Origin of the sequence: Aureimonas sp. N4 (assembly GCF_001463925.1) — a bacterium.
GTDB classification, from domain to species: domain Bacteria; phylum Pseudomonadota; class Alphaproteobacteria; order Rhizobiales; family Rhizobiaceae; genus Aureimonas; species Aureimonas ureilytica_A.
The window spans coordinates 83386-108231 of record NZ_BBWS01000051.1 but is presented as its reverse complement, the minus strand read 5'-3'; the positions used below and the strand labels follow the sequence as shown (position 1 = coordinate 108231).

At 67.1% G+C, this 24846-nt stretch carries 22 protein-coding genes and 1 pseudogene; 4 read left to right on the top strand and 19 right to left on the bottom strand.

Annotated features, from left to right (window positions below; genetic code table 11):
- Positions 1–2: 2 nt before the first annotated feature.
- Together AUL28_RS17285 and AUL28_RS17280 are read right to left on the bottom strand one after the other, a co-directional pair.
- Positions 3–992, bottom strand: coding sequence for a C-terminal binding protein (locus AUL28_RS17285; protein WP_062234994.1), 990 nt, complete (start codon positions 990–992; stop codon positions 3–5).
- On the bottom strand, positions 989–1855 hold the full coding sequence (locus tag AUL28_RS17280) for an isocitrate lyase/PEP mutase family protein (protein WP_062234990.1): 867 nt from the start codon (positions 1853–1855) through the stop codon (positions 989–991). Before AUL28_RS17280 ends, AUL28_RS17285 begins: the two co-directional genes overlap by 4 nt.
- A gap of 325 nt (positions 1856–2180) precedes the next feature.
- On the opposite strand from AUL28_RS17280, the gene AUL28_RS17275 reads away from it, so the two are divergent.
- Complete coding sequence (locus AUL28_RS17275; RefSeq protein ID WP_192843483.1) at positions 2181–2882, top strand: GntR family transcriptional regulator; 702 nt, start codon at positions 2181–2183, stop codon at positions 2880–2882.
- Positions 2883–3155: 273 nt separating this feature from the next.
- Here AUL28_RS17275 and AUL28_RS17270 read toward each other — a convergent pair whose 3' ends face one another.
- The 6 genes from AUL28_RS17270 to AUL28_RS17245 all read right to left on the bottom strand — a co-directional run bounded on the left by AUL28_RS17270 (position 3156) and on the right by AUL28_RS17245 (position 9580).
- The gene (locus AUL28_RS17270; RefSeq protein WP_062234984.1) at positions 3156–4031 is read right to left on the bottom strand and encodes a ribokinase; all 876 of its coding nucleotides are present in this window, start codon (positions 4029–4031) and stop codon (positions 3156–3158) included.
- A complete protein-coding gene (locus AUL28_RS17265) occupies positions 4028–4897 on the bottom strand; it encodes a MurR/RpiR family transcriptional regulator (RefSeq protein ID WP_062234981.1) in 870 nt (289 codons plus the stop codon). Before AUL28_RS17265 ends, AUL28_RS17270 begins: the two co-directional genes overlap by 4 nt.
- Positions 4894–5868, bottom strand: a complete 975-nt coding sequence (locus AUL28_RS17260) for an ABC transporter permease (protein WP_062234978.1) — start codon at positions 5866–5868, stop codon at positions 4894–4896. The genes AUL28_RS17265 and AUL28_RS17260 overlap by 4 nt, the downstream gene beginning before the upstream one ends.
- A gap of 5 nt (positions 5869–5873) precedes the next feature.
- Positions 5874–7409 carry a sugar ABC transporter ATP-binding protein gene (locus AUL28_RS17255; RefSeq protein ID WP_062234975.1) on the bottom strand — a complete coding sequence of 512 codons (1536 nt, stop codon included), beginning with the start codon at positions 7407–7409 and terminating at the stop codon, positions 5874–5876.
- Positions 7410–7473: 64 nt separating this feature from the next.
- On the bottom strand, positions 7474–8529 hold the full coding sequence (locus tag AUL28_RS17250; protein ID WP_058635028.1) for a sugar ABC transporter substrate-binding protein: 1056 nt from the start codon (positions 8527–8529) through the stop codon (positions 7474–7476).
- A gap of 64 nt (positions 8530–8593) precedes the next feature.
- On the bottom strand, positions 8594–9580 hold the full coding sequence (locus AUL28_RS17245; RefSeq protein WP_058598533.1) for a sugar phosphate isomerase/epimerase family protein: 987 nt from the start codon (positions 9578–9580) through the stop codon (positions 8594–8596).
- A 768-nt stretch (positions 9581–10348) separates the two neighbouring features.
- On the opposite strand from AUL28_RS17245, the gene katG reads away from it, so the two are divergent.
- Entirely contained in the window at positions 10349–12670 is a 2322-nt protein-coding gene (katG, locus tag AUL28_RS17240) for a catalase/peroxidase HPI (RefSeq protein WP_062234973.1), read from the top strand.
- Positions 12671–12928: 258 nt separating this feature from the next.
- On the opposite strand, the gene AUL28_RS17235 is transcribed toward katG, so the two are convergent.
- Positions 12929–13357 (bottom strand): plastocyanin/azurin family copper-binding protein, encoded by a 429-nt coding sequence (locus AUL28_RS17235; protein WP_058598535.1) that lies wholly within the window; start codon positions 13355–13357, stop codon positions 12929–12931.
- Between the two features lie 99 nt (positions 13358–13456).
- On the opposite strand from AUL28_RS17235, the gene AUL28_RS17230 reads away from it, so the two are divergent.
- Entirely contained in the window at positions 13457–14020 is a 564-nt protein-coding gene (locus tag AUL28_RS17230; RefSeq protein WP_156420053.1) for a cytochrome b, read from the top strand.
- Between the two features lie 480 nt (positions 14021–14500).
- On the opposite strand, the pseudogene AUL28_RS17225 reads toward AUL28_RS17230, so the two are convergent.
- The 6 genes and pseudogenes from AUL28_RS17225 to AUL28_RS17200 form a co-directional block, all read right to left on the bottom strand.
- Positions 14501–14887: pseudogene (locus AUL28_RS17225) on the bottom strand (rhodanese-like domain-containing protein).
- Positions 14888–14904: 17 nt separating this feature from the next.
- Entirely contained in the window at positions 14905–15810 is a 906-nt protein-coding gene (locus AUL28_RS17220; protein ID WP_062234967.1) for an MBL fold metallo-hydrolase, read from the bottom strand.
- 42 nt (positions 15811–15852) lie between these two features.
- On the bottom strand, positions 15853–16653 hold the full coding sequence (locus tag AUL28_RS17215) for a sulfite exporter TauE/SafE family protein (RefSeq protein ID WP_062234964.1): 801 nt from the start codon (positions 16651–16653) through the stop codon (positions 15853–15855).
- Complete coding sequence (locus tag AUL28_RS17210; RefSeq protein ID WP_062234962.1) at positions 16650–17108, bottom strand: YeeE/YedE family protein; 459 nt, start codon at positions 17106–17108, stop codon at positions 16650–16652. The genes AUL28_RS17215 and AUL28_RS17210 overlap by 4 nt, the downstream gene beginning before the upstream one ends.
- A gap of 3 nt (positions 17109–17111) precedes the next feature.
- The gene (locus AUL28_RS17205; protein WP_062234959.1) at positions 17112–17537 is read right to left on the bottom strand and encodes a YeeE/YedE family protein; all 426 of its coding nucleotides are present in this window, start codon (positions 17535–17537) and stop codon (positions 17112–17114) included.
- A gap of 12 nt (positions 17538–17549) precedes the next feature.
- Positions 17550–17897 carry an ArsR/SmtB family transcription factor gene (locus tag AUL28_RS17200; protein WP_062234956.1) on the bottom strand — a complete coding sequence of 116 codons (348 nt, stop codon included), beginning with the start codon at positions 17895–17897 and terminating at the stop codon, positions 17550–17552.
- Positions 17898–18052: 155 nt separating this feature from the next.
- On the opposite strand from AUL28_RS17200, the gene AUL28_RS17195 reads away from it, so the two are divergent.
- Positions 18053–18238, top strand: a complete 186-nt coding sequence (locus AUL28_RS17195; protein ID WP_062234954.1) for a hypothetical protein — start codon at positions 18053–18055, stop codon at positions 18236–18238.
- A 143-nt stretch (positions 18239–18381) separates the two neighbouring features.
- Here the strand turns inward: AUL28_RS17195 and AUL28_RS17190 are convergent, their stop codons facing one another.
- The 4 genes from AUL28_RS17190 to AUL28_RS17175 all read right to left on the bottom strand — a co-directional run bounded on the left by AUL28_RS17190 (position 18382) and on the right by AUL28_RS17175 (position 24819).
- Entirely contained in the window at positions 18382–21024 is a 2643-nt protein-coding gene (locus AUL28_RS17190; RefSeq protein ID WP_062234951.1) for a LuxR C-terminal-related transcriptional regulator, read from the bottom strand.
- Between the two features lie 67 nt (positions 21025–21091).
- A complete protein-coding gene (locus AUL28_RS17185; protein WP_062234946.1) occupies positions 21092–22180 on the bottom strand; it encodes a DUF917 domain-containing protein in 1089 nt (362 codons plus the stop codon).
- Positions 22180–23271 (bottom strand): DUF917 domain-containing protein, encoded by a 1092-nt coding sequence (locus tag AUL28_RS17180; protein WP_058598542.1) that lies wholly within the window; start codon positions 23269–23271, stop codon positions 22180–22182. The genes AUL28_RS17185 and AUL28_RS17180 overlap by 1 nt, the downstream gene beginning before the upstream one ends.
- Positions 23272–23274: 3 nt before the next feature.
- Positions 23275–24819, bottom strand: coding sequence for a hydantoinase/oxoprolinase family protein (locus tag AUL28_RS17175; protein WP_062234944.1), 1545 nt, complete (start codon positions 24817–24819; stop codon positions 23275–23277).
- Between the last annotated feature and the right edge of the window lie 27 nt (positions 24820–24846).

The following is a 24846-nucleotide window of genomic DNA, read 5'->3' as shown; positions in this document are numbered from 1 at the left end:
TGTCAGGACGCCTTGGCCCGAGCGATGTCGAGCACCTTGGGGTTCGCCAGATAAGTAGGGTGCCGGCCCTGAAGAACGTCCACCACGTTCTGCGCCGTTTTGGAGCGGATCTCGACCTCGGAATCCTCGGAGTACCAGGCAGCATGCGGCGTCAGGATGACGTTGGGCATCGCTGCGAGGGCATGGTCGGCCCCGATCGGCTCGGATTCGAAGACGTCGAGACCCGCGCCCGCGATCCCGCCCGCAGACAGCGCTTCGATCAGCGCGACCTCGTCGATCACCGGGCCGCGCGCCGTGTTGACGAGAAGGGCCGTCGGCTTCATCGCCGCCAGCTCGGCGCGCCCGATCGCATGGTGGGTCTCCGGGGTCAGCGGCACATGAACCGAGAGAATGTCGGCTTCGCGAAGCAGCGTCGCCTTGTCCACCATCTCGACCCCGGCGGTCCGCGCCTTTTCGGCGTCGGCATAGGGGTCGCAGGCGATGATGCGCAGACCGAAGCCGGACATCTTCCGGGCCACGCGCTGCGGGATCGCACCAAAGCTGAGGAGGCCGAGCGTGCGGCCGCGCAGGCGATAGAGCGGTTTCACGACCGTATAGTCCCAGCGCCCCGACCGAATGGCCGCGTCGTGCAGGCGAAGGCCGCGAGCGAGGCCCATGATCATCGCGATGGCGTGGTCGGATACTTCTTCCAGCGATCCGTCGGGCACGTTGCCGATGAAGATCCCCCGCCGCGTGGCGGCCTCCACGTCGATCGTGTTGAGCCCGATCCCGTAGCGGGAGATGACACGGCAGCGCTCCAGGGCATCGACGACGCGTCCGGTGATCTGGGCATACTGGTTGATGACGGCGTCGGCATCCCGGCAGGCTTCGATCAGCTCGGCCTCGCTGCGACACTGGCGCGGCGTAAGTTCGAAACCGGCCGCCTCGACCACCGCGATTTCCGGTGCGAGATCGGAGAACTCGTAATCCGTGACGACGATCTTGGGCTTCATTTGGCAACTCCGTATCGGTCGTCGAGGCCGCTGTGGAACGGCAGGTCGACGATGTCGGTGAACTCGGCGTAGCTGTGCTGGCGCCCGACATGGGCGGGCGTGCCATCAGCCTTCAGGCGGTCGAGCGCGTCCGCGACGGCGCGGGTGGCCGAGAAGAGCGTGGTGACGGCGTAGAGCACGACGGAAAAGCCCATCTCCTCCAGATCGGACGCCTTGAGCGCGACCGTCTCGTTTCCGTCGACGATGGAGACGACCTTCGGACCCTTCACGGCCTTGGCGACCGCCTCGACCTCGGCAATCTTCTTGATGCCGTCCACGAAGACGAGGTCGACGCCGGCGTCCTGGTAGGCATGGGCGCGGCGGATCGCCTCCTCGGGGCCGAAGGCGCCGATCGCGTCTGTGCGGCCGATGATGACGAGATCGCCCGCGCCCCGCGCTTCGATCGCGCAACGCAGCCGCGCCGCGCTTTCCTCGACGCTCATGAGCCGGATACCAGCCTGCTGCCCGCAGCGCTTGGGGGCGACTTGATCCTCCAGATGGATCGCGGCGACACCGGCCTGCATGTATTCGAGAACGGTGCGATGGATGTTGGACGGGCCGCCATAGCCCGTGTCGGCATCGGCGATCATCGGGATCGAGGTCACGCGCACCATGTTGCGGGCATGCTCGGTCATCTCGGTCTGGGTGAGAAGCCCGATGTCGGGTGTGCCCAGCCGGCTCGCCGTGGCGCCGAAGCCGGTCATGTAGACCGCCGGAAAGCCCGCTCTCTCGACGAGGCGAGCCGTGATGCTGTCCGGGGCACCGGGCGCGGCGACGATCCGGCCGGATTCCAGGAGTTTGCGAAGATGTGCGGCTTGCGACATGGCGCCCTTAGCTCGTTTCAAACTTGACGTGAACCGACGCCCTCGGCCCGAAGCCGTGATGGCGCCACGTTTCGAGGTGCGGCCCGTGCCGGATGTCATTCGGCTCCATCCGCAAAGTTCCCCTTTTCGATGGCAGCATTGAGCGCTGCGGACCATTCACATTAGTGTACGGTATACATCATTGTGTGTCAGGCAAAGGCTGCTACGTCAACGGCGCATCGGCATGACGCGTTGATCGCCCGGCACCGTGGTGATAGCGGTCGCCGTGTTCTGCATACATGGGAACATTCGGCATCGCGTGGCTCCGGGCAGGTGGGCTCCTCTTTTGAAATCCTTGAAGATCAAGCAGCCGAAACTGCTCGCCCAGCTCGTGGTGGAGCGTGTGCGCCAAGCCATCATCGACGGAGATTTCGCCCTAGGCGAACAGATCTCGGAGGAGCGCCTCGCCGAGAGCCTCGGTGTCAGCCGCACGCCGGTTCGCGACGCGATGATCCGGCTGCAGCTCCAGGGGCTGGTATCCATTCAGCCCAAGCGCGGCACCTTCGTCTTCGACCCCGTTCCGCAGGACGTCATCGACGTTTGCCGGTTTCGGAAGATGCTGGAGATGGGGGCGATCCATCTGGCGCTCGGACACGCGCGCAGCGCTCTGGTCAAGGACCTTCAGATCATCGTGGCCCGGATGAGGGATGCGCTCGCCGACGGCGACGTCGTCGCCTATGGCCGCCTCGATTCAAGCCTTCATCAATGCTTCGTCAACCACTCGGGCAATCCCTATATCCGAGACGCCTATGATCTCGTTTCCGGCCAGATCGCGGCTCTGCGCACGACCCTGACCTCGCCGGCCCACGATCTGCGCCGGATCTCCTTCGGCGAGCATGAGCGGTTCCTGGCCATGGCGACCGACAACCAGCCGGATGCCTTATGCGAGCTGCTGGGCGCGCATATCGACCGCACGGAGGACGTCTTCGCCGCGACGTTGAAGGGACGCCGGGAGGCGAGGGGAGGCGGGCGAGCAGGCAGCGCCTAACAAATCGGCCTGCTGCGGAGGGGGTGGCACCGAGCGTGCCGAAAAGCCCGATGGGTATCGACGGGCCGCTTGTAGGGAATGGACGAAACGTCGGAGCGGGTTGAGCCCAGCAACCGAACTCTCGACCCTCCAGCGCCCGGATTTCATCAGCGCACCGCGAGCCATCGGTCGGCTCCCTTAATCCCTCATCACCCTAAGCGCCTCGACCACACACCTTTAGCCGCAGCCGGTGCTGCCGCTCACGGCCGAGTGAGCAGCGATGGTCCGCGACCATCATGACCGGGCGGAAACGTGCCGGGCTGCCGCTTCGTTGGCCGCAGAAAGACTTTCGGCGAAGGATGCGCCGGCGGCGAGAGAGCGGACGAGGGCGCCGACAAAGGCGTCTCCGGCTCCGTGGGTGCTGACGAGACGCACGGGTAGGGCTTCGAGCGCAACGGGCGCATCGCCGGACCGAACGCCCGCGACACCTGCCCCTCCGGCCGTGACGACCACGCCGGGAAAGCGTGTCGCAAGCTCGCGAGCCGCGGCGGTCGCAGACGCCAGGTCGGTGACGGGGCGTCCGCAAAGCTCCTCGGCCTCGATCGCGTTGACGATCAGCACGTCCACCAGCGCGGCAAGCTCGCTTGGGAGTGCCCGGAAAGGGGCCGCGTTGAGGCAGACGATCGCTCCCGCTTCGCGCGCGGCTTGGGCGGCGGCAAGATTGACGGCGTCCGGCACCTCGTTCTGGAGGATCAGGGCCTTGGCGTCTTTCCAGAGATCTCCCGCCGAGAGCGACGCTGTGTCGATCTTCAGATTGGCGCCCGACACGATCACCGCGCCGTAATCGCCTTCGGAATCCGAGATGGCAACGCTCATGCCCGAGCCGATACCGGGCAGGGTGGCGACACGTGTGGCGTCGACGTCCGAGTTACCCAGCGCGGCGAGAAGGAAGCGGCCGAATTCGTCGTCGCCCACGGCGCCCGCCATGCGGACTTCGGCGCCCGCCTTGGACGCGCTCGCAGCCTGGTTGCCGCCCTTGCCGCCGAACTTCGGCGCCCAGGCGTAGCCGGTCACCGTCTCGCCCTTGCGCGGCCTGTCCGGCGCGTCGACCATGATGTCGTAGTGCAAGCTGCCGACGACCACGATCACGGGTTTGGCGGGAGTGCTCATGTGTTTCGTCGCTTGGTTTTGACGGCCCCCATTGTGGCCGCGAGGTTGCGTTCCGCCGCCTTGAGGTCGCGCTGGGCGACAGCTGCGAAGACGGCGTCGAGAATGATGAGCTGGGCGACGCGGGCGGCCGCGTTCTCGCCCAGAAGCGGCGAGCCCTGCGCCGTCGAGCAGAGGACGACGTCGGCGATCTCGGCGATCGGCGATGTCGCGTAGTTGGTGAGCGCGATCGTGCGCGCCCCGCGCTTGCGGGCCAGTTCCAGCGGTTCGAGGACCGCCGTGGTCTGGCCGGAATGCGAAAAGGCGATGGCGACATCGCCTTCCGTCAGGAGCGCCGCCGACATCAGCATCATGTGCGCGTCGTCGAAGACACTGGTGCGCACGCCGATGCGCAGGAACTTGTGGGCTACGTCGCGGGCGATCTGGGCCGAGCCACCGATCCCGTAGAGGTCGCGCTGCCGGGCGGCGAAGATGAGATCGGCGGCACGCTCGAAGGCTTCGGAGTCGAGGATGGAGAGCGTTTCCTCCAGCGCATGGATGGAGGTGCGAAAGACCTTCTGCGCGATCTGGGCCCCGCTGTCGTCGGGCGACAGTTCCTGATGCAGATCGGCGGTGGGCAGGCGATTATAGTCGGCAATGCCGGCTCGAAAGTCCTTGAAGCCGGAGAATCCGAGCTTCTTGGCGATCTTCACCAGCATCGCCTCCGAGACGCCCGCATCCTCGGCCACGCTCTTGAGGGCGGTGGTCTCGTCGAAGTCCCGGCGGCCGAGGATCATCTCGACCACCCGGCCTTCGAGCGGCGTCAGTTGCGGCATCATCATGCGGATCCGGGGACCGATGGTCCTCGGATCGCTGAAACTCATATTCATCCCCGTCCCCTGGTCGCGCGGTCGATCAGCATGGCGACGAGGATGATAAGGCCGGTGGCGAGGAGTTGATAGAACGCCTGGACATTGAGAAGCGTCAGCCCGTTGCGCAAGCTCCCCAGGATGATGGCGCCGAGGATGGTGCCGACCACAGAGCCCTTGCCGCCCATCAACGAGGCACCGCCGATCGCGGCCGCCGCGATCGCGTCGAGTTCCCAGAGATTGCCGAGCGTCGGGTCGGCTGCGCCGAGGCGTCCGACGAGGATCAGGCCGGCGATGGAGGCAAGGCCACCGGAGATGACATAGGCCGCGATCTTGGTCATCGCGACCGGCACGCCGGCGATGTGCGAGGCCTCTTCGTTGCCACCGACCGCCAGGAAATACTCGCCGAGCGGGGTCTTGTTGAGGACGACCCAGACGATCAGCGCCAAGATGGCGACGAGAACCACGGGCGTCGGGACGCCCAGGATATCGCCGTTGAAGAGCGCCCGGAACGCGGGCGGAATGCCGAAGATCGGGTTGCCGCCCGTATAGATCAGGGCCGAGGCCCGGTAGAGCGAGAGCGTGCCGAGCGTGACGATGAAGGGCTGGAGCCCGCCATAGGCGACGAGCGCCCCGTTCACCGCGCCCGCCGCCATGCCGAACAGGATCGCGGCGGGAATGGCGATGACGATCGGAGCGCCGCCGACCATCAGGGCGGCGGCGGCGACGGCCGCGATGGCGGCGGTCGGGCCGACCGACAGGTCGATGCCGCCCGAGATGATCACGAGCGTCATGCCGAGCGCCACGCAGGCATTGATCGAGGACTGCTGAAGGATGTTCAGGATATTGCGTTCGGTCAGGAAATTGGGACTGAGCGCGGCAAAGACGCCGACGATGACGAGAAGTCCGATGAGGGTGCCCGCGTCGCGCAGGCCGAAGCCGAGCTTGAGGCCGCGCTTGGGGGCGGCGGGAAGGCTGTCGATGGAGGTCATGAGCGTCACTGCCCCGAACGGGAGGAATGGGAGGAGGAGCGGGCCGACTGCGGCACGGCGAGGGCGACGATCGCCTCCTCGCTGATCGCGTCCCGCGCCAGGATGCCGGCAACCGCGCCTTCGCGCATGACCAGAACACGGTCGGAAACGCGCAGGATTTCGGGCAGCTCGGAGGAAACGACGATCACCGACCGTCCTTCGGCGGCGAGGCGCTCGATCAAGGCGTAGATCTCGGCCTTGGCGCCCACGTCGATGCCGCGTGTCGGCTCGTCGAAGAGAAGGATGCGGGCGCCCGCGGCGATCCAGCGACCGATGATGGCTTTCTGCTGGTTGCCGCCGGAGAACTGGCCGATGGGCCTCTCGACGTCGAGCGGGCGCAGGTTCATGTCCTGCATCAGCTTGAGGCTCTCGGCATGGAGGGCTCGGCGGCGCACGAAGCCGGCGCGCGAGAAGCGTCTCATCGAGGAGAGCGCGATGTTCGAGCGGATCGAGCGGCGCGCGACGATGCCGTCGCGCTTGCGCTCCTCGGGCAGGAGACCGAGCCCGGCGCGGATGGCCGTGCGTGGATTGCCGAGCGCCAGAGAGCGACCTTCGACACGGATCGATCCCGCGTCCGGCCGATCAACCCCCGCGACGAGGCGCAGGAGTTCGGTGCGCCCGGCGCCGACCAGACCCGAAATGCCCAGCACCTCTCCACGCTTGAGCTGGAAGCTCGCGCCCTTCACCGCCCCGCCGCGCGACAGGTTTTCCACGTCGAGCACCACGTCGTCGGTCGCAAAGCCCTTGTGCTCGGCATGGGCCAGCTCGCGCCCGACCATGCGTGAGACGACGTCCGCTTCCGTGGTTTCGGCCATGGCGACATCCGCCACCTTGCGTCCGTCGCGCAGGATCGTCGCCGTGTCGCAGACGCGGAACACCTCGTCCATCTTGTGGCTGACATAGATGATCGAGACGCCGCTCGCCGAGAGGTCTCGGATCAGAATGGCCAGACGGTCGAACTCGGCCGGGGTTAGGCTCGATGTCGGCTCGTCCATGGCGATGATCTTGGCATCCTCCATCAGCGCACGCGCGATCTCGACGATCTGGCGCTGGGCGACCTTGAGGGTGCGGATGGGCGCGGCCGGGTCGATCGAGGCATCGAGGGGCGCGAGAGCTTGCCGCGCAGCGCTCTCCTGCGCCCGGCGGTCGACAAGGAAGCCGCCGGCCATGCGCAGGGGACGGCCGAGAAACATGTTCTGAGCGACAGAGAGCTCGGGAACGTGCTGGAGTTCCTGGTGGATCATCGCGATCCCGGCGCGCCGGGCGACGAGCGGCCCGTGACCGGTCACGCGAACACCATCGACGGAGATCGTCCCGCCCGTCGGATCCATCACGCCGGACAGGATGCGCAGGAGCGTCGACTTGCCCGCGCCGTTCTCGCCGAGCAGCCCGTGCACCGAGCCGCGCCGGACGCTCATCGACACGCCGTCCAGCGCGCGCAATGGTCCGAAACTCTTGCTGATATCCGTCAGGGTCAGGCGTTCGGCTGATAATGTGGTCATGGCGCTCCCTCCCGGAGACGTCGTGAGGGGTCGGGGCCGCGATGGCGCGGCCCCGATCGGGCGATCAGTTGGCGGACTGCTTCATCAGCACAGCGCGCAGGGCATCGCCCTTCACCGCGAACGTGTCGATATTGTCCTTGGTGATCAGCGCCTGCGGGGTGGAGACGACGCGCGGCAGGTCCTGCTTGCCGACGAGGCGCAGGGCGACTTCCATCGCGACTTCGCCGGTCAGGACGGGGAAGGAATCCACCGTGCCGGTGAGATCGCCGGCCTTGATCGAGGCATAGGCGTCGGAGATGCCGTCGGTGCCGAAGACCACGACCTTGTCCTTGAGGCCGGCGGCCTTCACGGCCTCGACCACGCCGAGCGCCATGCCGTCATTGTTGGCGTAGATGCCGATGAGGTCGGGGTTCTGCTGGAGGATCGTGGAGGCCGCGTCATAGGCGACCTGGCGGTCCCAGTTGCCGGGAACGCTGGCGACCACGGTGAACTTGCCGTCCTTGGCGATGGTTTCCGAGAAGCCCTTGGTGCGCTGGCCGGCGGCGAAGACGCCCGCCTGACCCTCGATCACCGCGACCTTGCCACCCTGCGGGCGGTTCTTCAGGAACCACTGGGCCACCCGCACGCCGTTGTCGCGCTGCACGTTGCCGACATAGTGCCGGGCGCCCGGGATCACGGCGTCGTTGACGTTCACGACCGGAATGTTCTGCGCCTCGGCGCTTTCCAGCGCGGGCTGAAGGTTGTTGTCGGTTTGCGGCGAGAGGAGAAGCGCGGAGAAGCCCTGGCTGATCAGGTTCTCGGCGATGGAAAGCTGGCCGAGCTGGTCGCCCTCGCTCTGGGCGGCCTGATAGACGACTTCGACGCCCGCCTTCTTGGCATAGTCCTGATAGCCCTCGCCCAGCGAGCGCCAGTATTCGTTGGTGAGCGTCTTGGACACGCCGCCGACGCGCGTGCCAGAGGGGGCTGCGGGCACCGCGCCGAACTTGGCGTCGAGCTGCGACCACTCGATGCGGTTGGTCTCGGTGTCGGAGTTGAGGGGAGCGAGCGTCTGCGCGAAGGCGGCGGTGCCGAGGAGCGACAGGGCGCAGCCGGCCACGAGGGCCTTCAGTGAAATGGTCATCGGTTGATTCCTCCCATTGGAAACTGGCCGGGCAGGTCTCGCGGCCCGGCGCGCGGTTCGTCCGTCAAGCCGAGGCGATCAGTGCCGCGTTGACGATGCTCTGGCTGGCGACGCCGTCCTGGCGGCTCTGCGCCTCGCCCAGCCGGTTGTCGGCGTCGAGGCGGTCGGCAACGGACAGAAGCCGGTGCACGGTCTCGATATTGGTCTCGCACTCCGCCACCGGGTCGAGGCCCGAGGCGTCGGGGAAGGTGTCGAAGTAGAGCGCGCCCTCATAGCCGTCGCGGCGGATCTGGCGCAGCAGTTCCAGCGTCGAGCGCAGGTGGACCGCCCCCACCATCAGCCCGTCGTCGCGCTTGGCGTAGCCGTCGTTGAGATGGACGCCGAGGAGCTTGGAGCGGCGATGGATGAGGTGCGCGGCATAGGCGGGCTGCTCGCCGGCATAAAGCGCATGGGCGAAATCGAGCGTGACGCCGAGGTTGGGCGCACCGACATCCTGGATCGCGAGCAGCGTCGTCGCGCAGTCGCGCAGCAAAGCGTGAGCGCGAGGCTCGTCCGGCTTGTACTCGATGGAGATCTGACAGGCCGGGTCGTGCTCGGCGACCTCGCGGATGCCGTCGATCTCGAGATCCCAGGCCTCGGCATAGTCGAGCTGGAAATTGTAGTCGAACCCGTCCTGGCCGAGCCAGAGCGTCATCAGGTCGGCACCCATGGCGCGCGCGGCATCGACGCCGCGCTTCGTCATGTCGATGGCTTCGCGCCTCACGGATTTATCGGGATTTGTGAAGGCGCCGAGCTTGAAGGCGGGGTTGGTGTAGTAGCGCATCGCCAGACCGTTGACCGACAGGCCAAGATCGTTGATGCGGCGGCCGACCGTCGCGGCGTCATCGGTCACATGGTCGGGGAAGTTCAGGTCGACGTCCGTCAAACCCTTCGCAGTTGCAGCACGTTCAGCCATCTGCATGAAGGTCGGCTTGCCCGAAAGGTCCGGCCAGAAGAGGTGAGGCGCGGAGCCGAAGGAATTGAGGCGGGTGGCGAATCGGGAAAGGGTCATAAGAGCTCCGCTGGATTGGTGTCACTTTACGAATTCATAAAAATTCGTCAAGTGGTCTGTCTATTTGTGCGACAGAGGATGAGGTTGGCGCCGGCAGCACGGGCATGGTCTCCGTTGCCAATAGCAACCCGGAAGGCAAGCCTTGCCGCAGGGCGCGCATTGGAGCCGGGCAGGGGGCGATATGGGGAGAGGCGTTGGCCAGGCCTGCCGTCGCCGCGCTCGCGACGATTGGTCCCATCAGTTCGAAGCGGTCCGGAAGGGCTGATCCGAGGCCCGCACCCAGTTCGAGGCGGAGATCGCGGAGGTCTTGTCCATCGCCGCTATGCGCGATCCGAGGTCCGGAAAGTGCATGTCGCGAAGCGAAAGCTGTTCAGCTGCGTGGCCCGCATGCTGTCCAGCCGACACCAAGTCTTAGATCGCGGATGCCAAACTGGAGCGGTCGGCAGTGCCCTCGCAGAAGACGAGGATCGGGTCGGGCGCGTCGCACATCACGCCCGCAATCTCCCGTCATGTCAGACATCGTCGGGACGGCACCTGCCTGGATATCCGCAACGAGCAGCGCACCCACCACCCCAGCCGAACTCTACCGGGGCGTGTCCGCCTCTATACCGTTCGGCAATTCGGATTGCTGTCCGCTGTGTCTGCTCCATTTGTATGCCCACCTAAAGACGTCGGTTTGCAGAGATTGGCACGTGGTCGCGACGGGTACCGTCCTGCGACCTCGACAACCTTGTGAGCGCGGCGCTGGCAGACGGAGCGGTTGCGGCCATGGACAACCTATCGAACGACAAGACCAACACCGAGACCCACAGGATGGAGGGCAAGTGCCCGTTCGGCGGCGACCGGATCGGCGGAGCCCAGGGCAGCCCGCCAACGCTGGAGGCCTGGTACCCACACCGCCTGCGCGTCGAGGTGCTTCATCAGAACGGTCTCGCCGCCGATCCTCTCGGCCCAGACTTCGACTACGCGGCCGAATTCAACAAGATCGACCTCGCCGAGCTGAAGCGAGACATCAAGGCCTTTCTGACCACATCCGTCGCGTGGTGGCCCTCGGATTACGGCAATTACGGCCCGCAGATGGTTCGCATGGCCTGGCACGCGGCGGGCACCTACCGCATCGCCGACGGGCGCGGCGGCGCGGGAACGGGGATGCAGCGCTTCGCGCCGATCTCGTCCTGGTGGGACAACGGCAACACCGACAAGTCGCGCCGCCTCCTGCAGCCGATCAAGCACAAGTACGGCAACGCCCTGTCCTGGGCCGACCTGATGGTGCTGACCGGCAATTGCGCGCTGGAGATCATGGGCCTTCCCACCTACGGGTTCGGCGGCGGGCGTCTCGACGCCTGGGAGGCCGACAACGCGACCTACTGGGGACCCGAAGTCCTCGACATGGAAAAGACCGACGACGTTTCTAAGATGACCGCGCGCGACAAGCGCTGGCGCGGCCAGAACGGCGATCCCGACTACGATCTTGAGAACCCGCTCGCCGCCTCGCATCAGGCGCTGATCTACGTCAATCCGGAGGGTTCCAACGGCGACGGCGACCCGATGGGCTCGGCACGCGACATCCGCATCACCTTCACCCGCATGGCGATGAACGACGAGGAGACGGTGGCCCTCATTGCCGGCGGTCACGCCTTCGGCAAGAGCCACGGTATGACACCCACGCGCGAGATCGGCCCCCCGCCGGAGATGGCGCCCATGGAGGCGATGGGCCTCGGCTGGCACAACCCGCGCGGGACCGGCCATGGCAAGGACACGATGACCAACGGCATCGAGGGCTCCTGGACCCCCGATCCGACGCGCTGGGACAACAGCTATCTGGAGAATCTCTTCCGCTTCGAATGGAAGCAGACGAAGAGCCCCGCCGGCTCGATCCAGTGGACGCCGGAAGACCCCGACGCGCCGAAGACCCCCGACGCCCATGTCGTCGGGCAGATGAACCCGCTGATGATGATGACCACCGACATCGCGCTGAAGGTGGATCCCGAGTACCGCAAGGTCTGCGAGAAGTTCCTCGCCGATTTCGACGCTTTCACGCAGGCCTTCTCCAAGGCCTGGTACAAGCTGACCCATCGCGACATGGGGCCCAAGCACCGATATCTCGGCCCCGAGGTGACGATCGAGGACGGGCTCCTGTGGCAGGACCCGCTGCCCGAGCGCGACTACGATCTCGTCGGCGAGGCCGAGATCGCCGATCTGAAGGCGCGCATCCGCGACACCGGGCTTTCCGTCTCGGACCTTGCCTTCACGGCCTTCTCCGCCGCCTCCACCTATCGCGACAGCGACAAACGCGGGGGTGCGAACGGCGGCCGTCTGGCGCTTGAGCCTCAGAGGAGCTGGCCCGTCAACCGCCGCACCCTGCCGGTGGTCGAGGCGCTGCGCGGCGTCATGGCGGCGTTCAACGAGGGGCGCGGCGACGGCAAGCGCGTGTCGCTGGCGGACCTCATCGTCCTCGGCGGCTGCGTCGCCGTCGAGCAGGCGGCGGGCGAGGCGGGCGGCGAGCTCCGCGTGCCGTTCACGCCGGGCCGCGTCGACACCACGCAGGATCTCACCGACATCGAGATGTTCACTTGGCTGAAGCCGGTGGCGGACGGCTTCCGCAACTATGTCGATGAGGGCTTCGGCGAGATCGCGAGGGGCGTCTCGCCAGAGGAGATGTTCCTCGACAAGGCCAATCTGATGAAGCTGACAGCGCCCGAATGGACGGTCCTGACGGCAGGCCTGCGCGCGCTCGGCGCCAACCACGACGGTTCGCAGACGGGCATCTTCACGGACCGTATCGGCACGCTCTCGACCGACTTCCTGCAAAACCTCCTGAGCACGGAACTCGAGTGGCACAAGCTCGACGATGCGGCCCTGACATTCGCGCTGGTTGACCGCGAAACGGGTGAGCAGCGTTTCACGGCCTCACGCAACGACCTCGTGTTCGGGTCCAACGCCCAACTCCGTTCGATCTGCGATGCCTATGCGGGCCGCGACGGAGAGGAGCGTTTCCGGCACGATTTCGTGCGCGTCTGGGACAAGGTCATGATGCTCGATCGCTACGATGTGAAGGGCCACCGCCGCCACGCACCGATGGCCGCTTGATGCCGCGGGGGCGGCAGGCGCACGCTCGCCGCCCCGTCACCCGAATGGAGCCTGGATGCTCGCGGTGGCCTGCACGCCACGCCTGACCGGAACACCGGCGCTGCGGGCGTCGGGGCCTCAAGGGTCCAGTGACAGAAGGCCGGGACCCGCCAAAGGTCCCGGCCTTCTTTCGCTCCTGCTCCGGGGATCACGCAAAGGTCAGATGGGCCGCCGTCCCGAGGAACGTGTTGGCGTTCTCCCCGAGGCGGCGAGCCGCGCTCAGCCCTTGACGGTGAACATGGCGACCATGCCGGCTGCGACGTGACCCTTGATGTTGCAGATCAGCTCGTAGGAACCGGGCTTCAGCTTGACCGTGAGCTTGCCGGACTGGCCTGCCTTGAGGTCGGACACCTCGCCCATGCTCATCAGCGACTTCTCGTCGACGCGGTTCTTGGCGGGATCGACCTTCAGCGTTTCGCCCGGCTTGTCGAGCTTGATCACGACCATCTCGTGCGGTGTGTTGGCCGCGACGTTGGCGACTTGGAACGTCACCTCGCCCGCCGGCACCTCGGTCTTGTCGAGCTTGATCGCCATCTGGCCACCACGCTCGCCCACGAGTTGCACTGAGACCGTCTCGGCGGCGAAGGCTGAGACGGGACCGAGCAAGGCGAGGACGGCGGCAGTTGTAGCAAGCTTCGCAAAATTCATTTTCGCACTCCGATTTTGAAGGCTCGGTGTATTTGCCCCGATCTTCGTAGGGAGAGTATTGTAGGAGTGGATATTGATTGACAACTCGGGGAACTATACGTGTCTGTAACCTACCGCAGCGAGCGTTCCAGCGCCGGACGGCCGCCTCCGCTCCCTCTCCCCACGCGTATGCTGCATTGGCTGACGGCCGGTCTTCTCGTCGTCATGTTCGGGCTAGCCTGGACCTTCGATGCGCTGGGCCCCAGCGACACCGGCGCGTCACTCGTCGCCCTGCACCAATCCTTCGGCCTCCTGATCCTGCTCGTTGTCGCCGCGCGCATCGTCTGGCGCCTGACCCACCCGATCGAGCCGTTGCCCGGCGACACGCCGCGCTGGGAGATGCGTCTGGCGACGCTGGTGCAGGCCGCGCTTTATGCGCTCCTCGTGGCCATGCCTGTTGTCGGCTGGTACGCCTCGGCGCTGTCGGGCGATACGATCCGCTTCTTCGGGCTAGCGCTGCCCGATCTCGTAGCCATGAACGAGGATCGGAGCGACCAGCTCTTCGAGCTTCACGGAGCGATCGGCTGGGCGATCCTTACGCTCACCGTCTTGCACATCGCCGGCGCCCTGAACCACCAGTTCATCCGGCGCGACGGCCTCCTGAACCGCATGCGGATCTGGTGATGAACGAGGCGGAGCCGAGCGTGAGCCGCATCGCTCGGGAACGCCCGGCAGAGACATCCTATACGCTTTCGTATAACCGCAACCCGTTCGTTGCTCGCCTTCTCGTGGTTGTCTCTCCTCCAGCAAGACAACTCGATGCGCGCGACGCTCCCGACAGCCTCCCTTCTCCTGGGCGCCCTGTCCGGCAAGGCCCTTCCCGCGCTCGCCCAGGTGCAATCCGCGACCCCGGTGTCCTCGACTGGCCTGTCCTGCAAGACGAAGCGGGACTCCGCCTTGGCCATTGCCTCGGCGGAGCATCGAAGTCGAGCAGGGGGGCGATGAGGGCGCAAGCGCGCGTTTCCGGGGCGACGACGACATACGGGACGCTGAACGTGCGCTTGTCGAAGAAGCCCGTGACGACGGACGTACCGGCGAGACCGTCGTGTGTCGGGAGCGACATGGCCCTTCTCCTGACGATGGGGTTGGGTTCGGAGAGTGGGATCAGGTCGCGCTCGTCCTCGCCCCGGCCTTCTCCAGCGCCGGGAAGCCGCCCTCGACCGAGGCGACGTCGGCAAAGCCCATCTCGGTCAGCGTCTTGGCCGCCAGCGTCTAGCGACCGCCCGAGGCGCAGAACAGGACGATCCGCCTGGCGGGGTCGAGCCGCGGGTTGTGGCTGGGACTCGATGGATCGGCCTGGAACTCGAGGAGGCCGCGCGGGACATGGACGGCCCCCGCGACGGTCCCGGTCTTCACCAGTTCGTTGGCCTCGCGCACGTCGACGGCCACGGTGTCCGGGTTGCAGATCTCGGCCACGGCCTCCTCGGCCGTGATGCTTCTCACCCCGGCGCGGGCCTCGGCGACGACGTCCTTCGCGCTGCGTATGGTCATGGGTCTCTCCTTCGCGTTCACCAGGCCGCCCCTTCTAGCGCGTCGAGCGGGATCTTCAGATAGCGCCGACCGTCGTCCTCGGGTTCCGGCAGGCGGCCGCCCCGGATGTTCACCTGGAGCGAATGAAGGATGAGGTTCGGCATGGCGAGTTCGCGGTCGCGGTCCTCGCGCAGCCTGACGAAGGCTTCGCGCGTCGGCGCCTTCACGAGGTGGACGTTCGTGCGGCGCTGCTCGTCGATCGTCGATTCCCAGGCCGGCTCGCGCCCGCCCGGCTGGTAGTCGTGGCCCGTGAAGACGCACGTGTCGCCCGGCAGGGCGAGGATGCGCTGGATGCTGTCCCAGAGCGCCCCGGCGCTGCCGCCGGGGAAGTCGGCCCGCGCCGTGCCGCCGTCCGGCATGAACAGCGTGTCGTGGACGAAGACGGCATCGCCGATCCGGTAGGCGATCGAAGCCAGCGTGTGGCCCGGCGTGAACAGGACCTCGGCCTCGAGGTTGCCGATCTGGAAGCGCTCGCCGTCCGCGAAGAGCCGGTTCCACTGCGAGCCGTCGGCCGGGCAGCAGCCCTCGATGTGGTAGAGGCCCTGCCAGAGCGCCTGGACCCCGCGCACCTTCTCTCCGATCGCCGTCGGTGCGCCCGTCCGGTCGTGCAGGTAACCGGCCGCCGAGAAGTGGTCGGCATGCGGATGCGTGTCGAGAATCCATTCAAGGCGAAGGCTCTCGCGCTCGATGAAGGCGAGGATATCGTCGGCCGAGGTCGTGGCGGTCGCGCCCGACTTCGGGTCGAAGTCGAGCACGGGGTCGATGATGGCGCAGGCCCGCGTCTCAGGGTCCGCGACGACGTACTGGACGCTGAACGTGCGCTTGTCGAAGAAGCCGGTGACGACGGGCGTGCCGGCGAGACGGTCTTGTGTCGGGGACGACATGGCGGTTCTCCTGACGGTGGGTGGGTGGTTCGAAGGGCGGGATCAGGCGACGAGTGCGCCGAACCCCTTGGCGACGATGAAGAGGCCGACGGCGACGACGAGGCCGGCGAAGGCGAGGCCGAGCGCTTGGCTGTGGCCGGCGAGGCGTGTGCCGAGCGCGGACCCCGCCCAGCCGCCGACGAGGCCGCCGGCGACGAAGAGGGTGGCGACGGGCCAGTCGACGAGGCCGGACAGGGCGTAGCTTCCTGCGGTCGCCGCGCCGAAGGCCGCGACGCCGACGAGCGAGGTGCCGATGGCGTAGGCGAGCGGCATGGCGGTCGCCAGCACGAGGCCCGGCACGATCAGGAAGCCGCCGCCGATCCCGAAGAAGCCGGAGAACAGGCCGACCATGAACCCGATGCCGACCAGCATCGGAAGGAGCCGGCGGGCGCTCTCCCAGGTCAGGCGGACGGCCGGGTCGCCCGCCGTGCCCCGGCGGCGCATCATGGCGAGGCCGACGCCGATCATCACGAGGCCGAAGAGGGCGAGGAGCCGCTCGCCGTCGACTGCTTTTGCTGCCGCCGCGCCCGCGAGCGAGCCGGCGACCCCGGCGAGGGCGAAGACGGCGGCGCAACGCCACTTCACCCGGCCGCCCCTTGCATGGGGCACGAGGTTGCCGAGCGCGCTGGCGGCGACCGCGACCGCGCTGGTTCCGATCGCCACGTGCGGCGAGGCGATGCCGACGACGTAGACGAGGAGCGGGACCGCGAGGATCGAGCCGCCGCCACCGAAGAGGCCGAGGACGAGGCCGACGAGGCCACCCGAACCCGTCGCGGCGGCGAGCATGACGGGAGCGGCGGTCATGCGTCCGTCTCCCGGCTCGACACGACCGAGGACGTCGCGTCGTTCCGATCCAGCGTCAGGCGGAACAGGAGCATCCCGACGACCATCGCCGCGACGAAGACGAGCGCAGGCTTCAGGGCCAGACCGATCGCGGCGAGCGCGGGACCGGGACACAGGCCGACGAGCCCCCAGCCGAGGCCGAAGATCGCGGCGCCCGAGAGAAGCCGGGCGTCGATGTCGCGGCGCGTCGGGATCTCGAAGCGCGGGGCGGCCAGCGGCCGTCCCATGCGCCGGGCCAGCGCGAAGGCGGGCGCCGTGACGAGGATCGCGCCGCCCATGACGAAGGCGAGGCTCGGGTCCCAGGCCCCGAACACGTCGAGGAAGCCGAGGACCTTCTCCGGGACGACCATCTGCGAGACGACGAGCCCGATGCCGAAGACGAGGCCGGACAGGAGGGCGAGAAGGATGCGGGCCATGGGTCAGGCTCCGAGGACGTGGCGGACGACGAAGACGGTGGCGATGGCGCTCGCCATGAAGGTGAGCGTCGCGGCGATCGAGCGGCCGGACCCGCGTCCGATGCCGCAGACGCCGTGACCGCTGGTGCAACCCGAGCCGAGGCGTGTGCCGAAGCCGACGAGGACGCCGGCGAGCGCGACGACGGGAAGCGTCTTCCCCACCTGCACGTCCGGCAGGGCGTAGCCGGCGAGCGCCATCACGGGCACGGCGGCCAGTAGCCCGACCAGGAAGGCGAGGCGCCACCCGGTCTCCGACCCGCCCGGCTTGAGCGCCCCGTCGAGAATGCCGCTGATGCCGGCGATGCGCCCGTTGGCGAGCAGCAGGATCGCGGCGGAGAGGCCGATCAGCAGGCCGCCGCCGAGGGCGGACATGAGGGTGAACTGGTCCATGGTCGCAGATCCTCAGGCGGTGAACGTGTGCGAGGGGGGCGCAGGGGTAGTCCCGTCTTTCGGCGGGCAGAACAGACCTTGGAGCGCCCCGAACAACGCCGTGATCCGGGGATCGGCAATGCGGTACCAGAGCGTCTGGCTCTCGCGCCGGTAGGCGACGATGCCTTGCTCGCGCAGAACGGTGAGATGCTGGGAGAGCGCCGACTGAGACAGGCCGACGGCCTCGGCGAGCGTGCCGACGTTCGCCTCGCCCATGTCGAGGAGCTTGCACAGAAGCATCAGGCGCCGCTCGTTGGCGACTGCCTTCAGGATCGCGGCGACCTCGCTCGCCTTGGCTTCGAACTCCTGCACGTTGTCCATGACGCTCTCCTTGTGTGAGAGACATCTAATTTAGAATAATCTAATTTACAAGAGCGCGACCCAGAACGCCCACGCATCGCGACCATGCCGTTGGTCGACGCGATCAAAGATAGCCATCTGCACGGCACTACAGGAGTTGGGAGATTGGATAACGCTTGATCGAAGCCCTGACCGCTGGCATCTGGCCGAAGTCCGCTTTCCAGATCCGCGATGGCGGAGAGACGCTGAACTTCTATGTCTGCCAGACCCGCATGACAAAGGCCGCAAAACAGTTCCTGAGCAAGGCCTTGAACCGTTCGCCGCATCCCGGGCTTATAACGAGGCGATTGCCTTCAACCTAATCCGAGCGCGCCATATCCTGCTGGAGCGAGTGGCATGAAGGCGGCACCGATTTGTCCGACAGGGACCGCCGGAAGCCAAAAGCGCCTCAAAACTGACTGCTGCAAACCCAAATCCCAGCCCGCCGCGCACAGGTCCCATCGGATCAGAGTTCTCCTCGTTTGTGGCCGCCCCCCGGCGTGGGAGACTGTTCAAGGAGGCCCATGGCGGAGGCGAGGGAAACGGCTACGGCGCGGCGGCTGACGCCGAGCTTGGCGAACAGATTCTTGATATGGAACTTCACGGTCGCCTCCGTGATACCGAGGTCGCGGGCGATCTGCTTGTTTCTGTGGCCGGCGGCCATGAGAGTGAGGACGCCGAGTTCGCGCTCCGACAGGAGGCCCAGACCGGGACGCTCCAACCCGCCGCCGCCGAGCGCCAGAATGCGGTTGAGAAAGGCCGCGATGTCAGAGGGAAAGGTCGCCAGACCAGAGCGCCGCATCAGGGCCCGCACCAGATCGCGAAAGCTCTCGCCTTCCGCCACGAAGGGCTCCACCAGATCGTGCTCCAACGCCAACGATGCGGCCTCGATCAGGGTCTCCATTCCTGCGGCTGGATCGTGGCCGGCATGGCAGGCTTCCGCCAGAACGATCCGGGCGCTCAGTCCGGTCAGCGCGTCGTCGTCGTCCTGCGTATGAGACACAAGGTCGAGAAGCAGGCGGCGCGCTTCATCGCTCTCGCCTTGCTGCAGGCGGAGCCGGGCGAGCGCGACCTGCGCGTCGCGCATCTCGCGGCGCGTCGGCCATCCGCCCTCGCCCGGCAGGGCGCGGGCGGCCTGTTCGGCGGCCCCAAGCGCGCCGGCTAGCGTCAGGAGTTCGACGCGCAGGATCGTCACCACGAGATCGAGGCGCGGCAGGCGGCGGTCCTCGGCGACGCGCGTGGCACGATCCGTGATGCGCAGCGCCTCGTCCAGGCCCTTCAGCCGAAACCGGCACCGTGCCCAACTGACGAAGCCGCGCGCATAGAGATCGACCCAGCCCTCGCCTGCCGCCACGAGCGGCAGGCACTCCTCCAGAATACTGTCGGCGGCGCGCACGTGGCCCTGGCGGTAGAGCGCTTCGGCCAAAGGGATGCGGGCGATCGCCAGCAGCGTCTCGTCATGGCCTTGCGTGCGCCGAGCGAGGTCTTCGGCCTGCCGGCTGAAATGGGCTGCGGCCGCCAACCGACCGCCCATCAGATTGACCAGCGCTAGATGCACCAGCATGAAAGCCTGCGCATAGGGGGTGCCTTCGCTGCGGTAGCATTCCAGCGCTTTCAGCGCGTGAAGCCGGGCCCGCCTCAATGCGCCCTGCCGCGTATGGGCAATGCACAAATGGTTGTGCAGCCAGCCGAGCTCCCAGGTATCGCGCAGGCGCTGCGAGCGCAGGCGATTCTCCAGCCACTCGATCTGCTCAGGCTCGAAGCGACGATCTTCGTAGATGTCGAGAAGCGAGTCGATATGGACGACGACATGCTCGGGCAATTCGGCCTGGCGATTGTCCCGCGCCAGCGCTTTCAACTCGTCCATCGCCTCTCGCGCGGCGAGAATTCGGCCCTCTTTGGCCAGAACCAGGGCGGCGCAGAGGCGCAGCCCCGGCGATGCCTCGATCACCTCAGTGGGCAGTCCGTCCAGAAGCCGGCGCAGCACCTTGTAGCCCGCCCGCAGAAAGAGATCGACGCCGCCCGCCGCCTGGATCGTGTGGGCGGCAAAGCCGAAATCGCCGGCATGGCCGGCATGGAGAACCGCCTTTTCGATAAGGCCTTGGCCGGCGAACCAGGCGGCTGCCTGCGAATGAAGCTGCCGCGTTTCCTCGGCCGCCAGATCGATGCGCAGGACGGCGCGCATCATGGGATGGCAGGCGAACCAATCCGCCCGCTCGTCCAGCGGAAGGAGAGCAGGCACGAGATCGTCCAGTTTCTCGGGCGAACGCCCGTCGGCGGCCCCGGCCAATTCGCAAATGAGAAGGCGCGGCGCTTCGCCGAGACAGGCCGCGACCGACAGAATGGTCGCGTCCCCTGGCCCTGTCCCAGCCAGGACCTCTTCCCGCACAAAGCTGCGAATATCGGGATGGGCACCACTGCACACCCGCTCCATTTCACGTTCGTCACGTCTGCCTGAAAGGGACAAGACGGCGAGCCTGACCAAGGCCGGCCATCCGAGCGTGGCCTTGCAGAGCCGATCCAGGTCCCCCAGGCTCCAATGGGCCGCGAGACGCCGCGTTTCCGCCGTCGTGAAAGCCAAATCGGCGGGGCCGAGATCGCTGAGAAGACCACGGATCCGAAAGCGCGAGATGGGAATACCGGGATCGTGGCGGGAGGCCATGACGAGGCTGATGCGATCGGGCAGCATCTCCAGAAGGGGCCCGAGCAAAGGCCCATGAACAGGCGCGACGCCATCCAGAAGCACGACACTGCGTTGCGCCGGAATGGCGGCAATGGCCTCGATCACAGTATCCAGAGAGATTTCGGCGTCTGCGGCCAATTCGGAAAAGCCGAAGGCGGCGGCCAGCGCGGGCGCAAGCGGCTTGCGGCCGAGGCGTGCCATGTCTAGCCAGCCGACCGGCACCCCGTCCATCCGCAGCGTCTGGTAAAACGCGGCGAGAAGCTCGGTCTTGCCGTAGCCTGCGGGGGCCAGAACGCGCACGATCTGGCCCTCGACAGCCGATCGAAGGCGCTCGATCAGCGAACGCCGTTCGATGATGTCGGGCATCCGGCGAGGCGGGCGGAACGCTTCCGACGCGAGCCCCCAGCGCTTGTCTGTCGAATTCATGCCATCAGGTGCCCAACCGCCTTCCGTCGCAGAAGTGCTGCACTGGAGGGCGGCCGACATCAAGGTTCTACGTCTCCGACAGCGGGCGATACGCGTGCTTCAGGCCGAAGGCGGCCGGGCCGAAGATCGCCAAGGCTTCGGGCGTGCGCATGATCTCGGGCACGCGGACGGCCAGGATGTTGACGCGTTGGCCATAGCGCAGGCGCTCGGTCGGGATGGCTTCCGCCGTGTCGAGATCCAGAATGGAGATGAGGTCGGGCACGACGGCCAGCACCTGGCCACCTTGCTCGGCCACCAAATTCTCGTTCTGGATTTCCACCAGGATCGGATCGGCCCCCGGCTCGAAAGGCTCGATCCGCACCGTGCCGACCGACCAGCCATTGACCTCGCGCCGCGAGAGATCGGCGACCTTGCCCGCGCCGATGAGCCGCGCGCAGCCGTAATGCGTGCCCGCGAAGAAGCCGACGAGCGCCTGGACGGGATCGCGCCGCGCCGCTTTCGCCTCGCGCAGCGTGCGCCCGATGCCGACGGCGAGCGACATCGTGCCCGGCACGGAAACCCGGCGCGCGCTCGCCCCGTCCATCCCGTAATTGGCGACATAGGCCTGGCCGCCCATGCGGATGGTGAGCCCGCGCGCGATCCATTCGGCCTGCGCCGCGCTCGGCGTCTCGATGACGGAGACATTGCCCTTCTCGTCGGCGATGGCGGTGGGGCAGGCGGGGACGCCGTAGACGTTGAAGGTCTCCATTTCGAGCTGGGGAAAGGCGCGGCCCATGCCGTCCGCGTCGATCACCGGCAGGCCGCGCCGGGCGGCCACCGCGATCGGCGCCATGGAATTGACCCCGCCCGCCTCGAAGGGGATCACCGCCTCGATGCGTCGCGCGGTATGGCGCTCCCAGGCGGCGAAGGCGGTTTCCATCTCCTCGCCGCCCGGCAGTTTCTCGATCAGGATGGTCGGCGCGCCCATGGCCCCGCAGGCGACGACCTGCGCGCCATCGGGCACCTCCTCCAGCGACAGGAGGCGGACGGGGCCGTGCTCCTCCAGCGCCGCGCGGGCGACGAGCTTGCCGATATAGGGATCGCCCCCGCCGCCCGTGCCCAGAATGGCCGCGCCGACGGCCAGATCGTCGAGATCGTGAATCGTGATCTCACGCATCACAAGGCCATGGTTTCGATCGGCACGAACGGATGGTCGAGCCCGAAGCAGGAGGGGCCGAACACGGCCAGCGCTTCGGGCGTGCGCATGATCTCGGGCACGGCCACGGCCATGACGGAGACGCGCTGCCCATAGCGCAGGTTCTCGGTGGTGATCGGCTCGGCCGTTTCGGAATCCATGATGCAGATAAGATCGGGCACGATGGCCTTCACCACGCCGCCGACGCGCGCGATCAGGTTCTCGTTCTGAATCTCGATCTCCATCGTGCCGGAGAAGCGCCCGAGCCCGTCGATGCGGGCATGGCCGAGCGAGAAGCCGTTGCGCGTTTCGCGCCGCATGTCCGCGATCTTGCCGGTGAAGATGATGCGCCCGTGATGGTAGAGCGTTTTGGGCAGCAGCTCCAGCAGCGCCTCGAACGGGTTGAGATGGCGGCTCTTGGCCTCGCGCAGCGTGCGGCCGATCCGCATGGCGAGGGTCAGCGTGTTGGGGATGGCCGTGCGCTTCACGTCCGCGCCCGACATCGAATATTCCGCGATATAGGCGCAGCCGCCCATGCGGATGGCGACGCCGCGCGAGAGCCATTCCATGTCCCGGTTGTCGCGCGCCATGATCAGCGCGTGGTCGCCATCCTCGTCCGAGACGACCATCGGGCTGCCCGACACGCCGTAGACGCCGAAGGTCTCCATTTCGAGCTGGGGAAAGGCGCGGCCCATGCCGTCCGCGTCCACGATGGGCAGGCCGAGCCGCGCGCCGACGACGAGGGGAATGGTGGAGTTGATGCCGCCGATCTCGATCGGCATGGTGGCCTGCGCCTTGCGGCCGAGATGGCGCTCCAGAACTTGGAGCGAGTTCACCGCCTCTTCGCCGCTCGGAATCTTCTCGACCAGAACGGTCGGCGCGCCCATCATGGCGGTCGGGATGACGAAAGCCTCGTCGTCGAGGTCGGACGGATCGATCACCTCGATCTCCAGCCCCTCGTCCAGGCATTGCTGCGCCATGAGGCGACCGACATAGGGATCGCCCCCGCCGCCCGTGCCCAGAAACGCCGCGCCCAGCGCCAGATCCTTCAGGTCTTCGGAATTCAGCTTCATGGTTCAGGCTCCGATCACGAGATCGCCGACGGCCTTGACGCGAATGCGCGTGGCCGATCCCGGCAGGTAGGCGAGCGGCACTTCCTCGATATCGACGATCTTCACCGAGCCCGCCGAGGCGCCGGCTTTCACGGCATGGTCGGCCGCTTCCTTCTTGGCGCCATCGAGAACCGCGTCGCGCGAGGTGCCTTCCAGCGAATAGATGCGGTCCACCTCGCCGCCGACCTGTGCGATGGCAGCGCCGATGGCGTTGGCGACGGACGCGTTTTCCGGCCGGATGACGCGCGAGGCGGACGGCAGATCGCGCGACACAAGAATGGACCCGCCGCCCACCAGCACGACCGGCAGGGGCTCGGCCGAAGTCTTCATCCGGTCCACCGCCTCGTCCACCATGCGATGCATCGTATCCAACGCGGCGTTGACGGTGGCGGCCGGGATATGGGCGACGCGCGAGCGATCCCCGATATCCTCCAGCCCCGCGGCCACCACGATGTCGGTGGTGGTCAAGGTGTCGCCGCCGAAGACCAGCGCCTTGGAGGTGATCTCGTAGCCGACCGAGTCCGGCCCGATGCGCCGGCCTTCGTCGCGCACGCGCGAGCCACCGCCAAGGCCGATCGCGAGCACGTCCGGCATTCGGAAATTGGTTCGCACACCCCCGATATCGACGGCCACCGCCGACTCGCGCGGGAAGCCCTGCAAGAGCATACCGACATCGGATGTCGTGCCGCCGATATCCACCACCATGGCTTCTTTCTCGCCTGCCAGCATGGCCGCGCCGCGCATGGAATTGGTGGGGCCTGACGCGAAGGTCAGGACGGGATAGCGCTCGACATGCTCGGGCGTCATCAGCGTTCCGTCGTTCTGGCTGATGAAGAAGGGTGCGGTGATGGCCATGTCGCGCAGCGCCTGCCGGAAGGACGCGACGACATGGCGCGACAGATCGGCGAGGCAGGCGTTCATGATGGCCGCGTTCTCACGCTCCAGAAAGCCGACGCGGCCGATCTCGTGGCTGAGCGAGAGCGCGATGCCCGGCACTTCCTCGCGCAGGATTTGGGCCGCGCGCTGCTCCATGATCGGCGTGACCGGCGAGAAGACCGAGGTGATCGAAGCCGCGCGCAGGCCCTTCTCCCGGATTTCGGCCGCGATGCGCAGGATCTCGCGCTCGTCCAGCGGGGCGATCTCGCGCCCGTCGAACTCATGTCCGCCGCGCACCATGTAGCGATGGCGGCCGAGCGTGGTGGCGAGATCATCCGGCCAGTCGGTCATGGGCGGTAGGGCGCGGGTCGCGGGCAAGCCGAGCCGGATCGCGGCAACCTGCAACAGGCGGCGGCGCTCCACCACGGCATTGGTGAAATGCGTGGTGCCGATCATCACGGCCTGGATGGCGCCGGCGTCCACCCCGCTGAGGCGCAGCACCTCACGCAGAACGGAGACGACGCCGGACGAAACGTCGGCCGTGGTGGGAGATTTGCAGGCCGCGACAACGCGCAGGCCATCCATCAGGGCGGCGTCCGTGTTGGTGCCGCCCACGTCGATTCCGATCCGCATGGGGTTATTCCTCGAAGATTGAAAGAA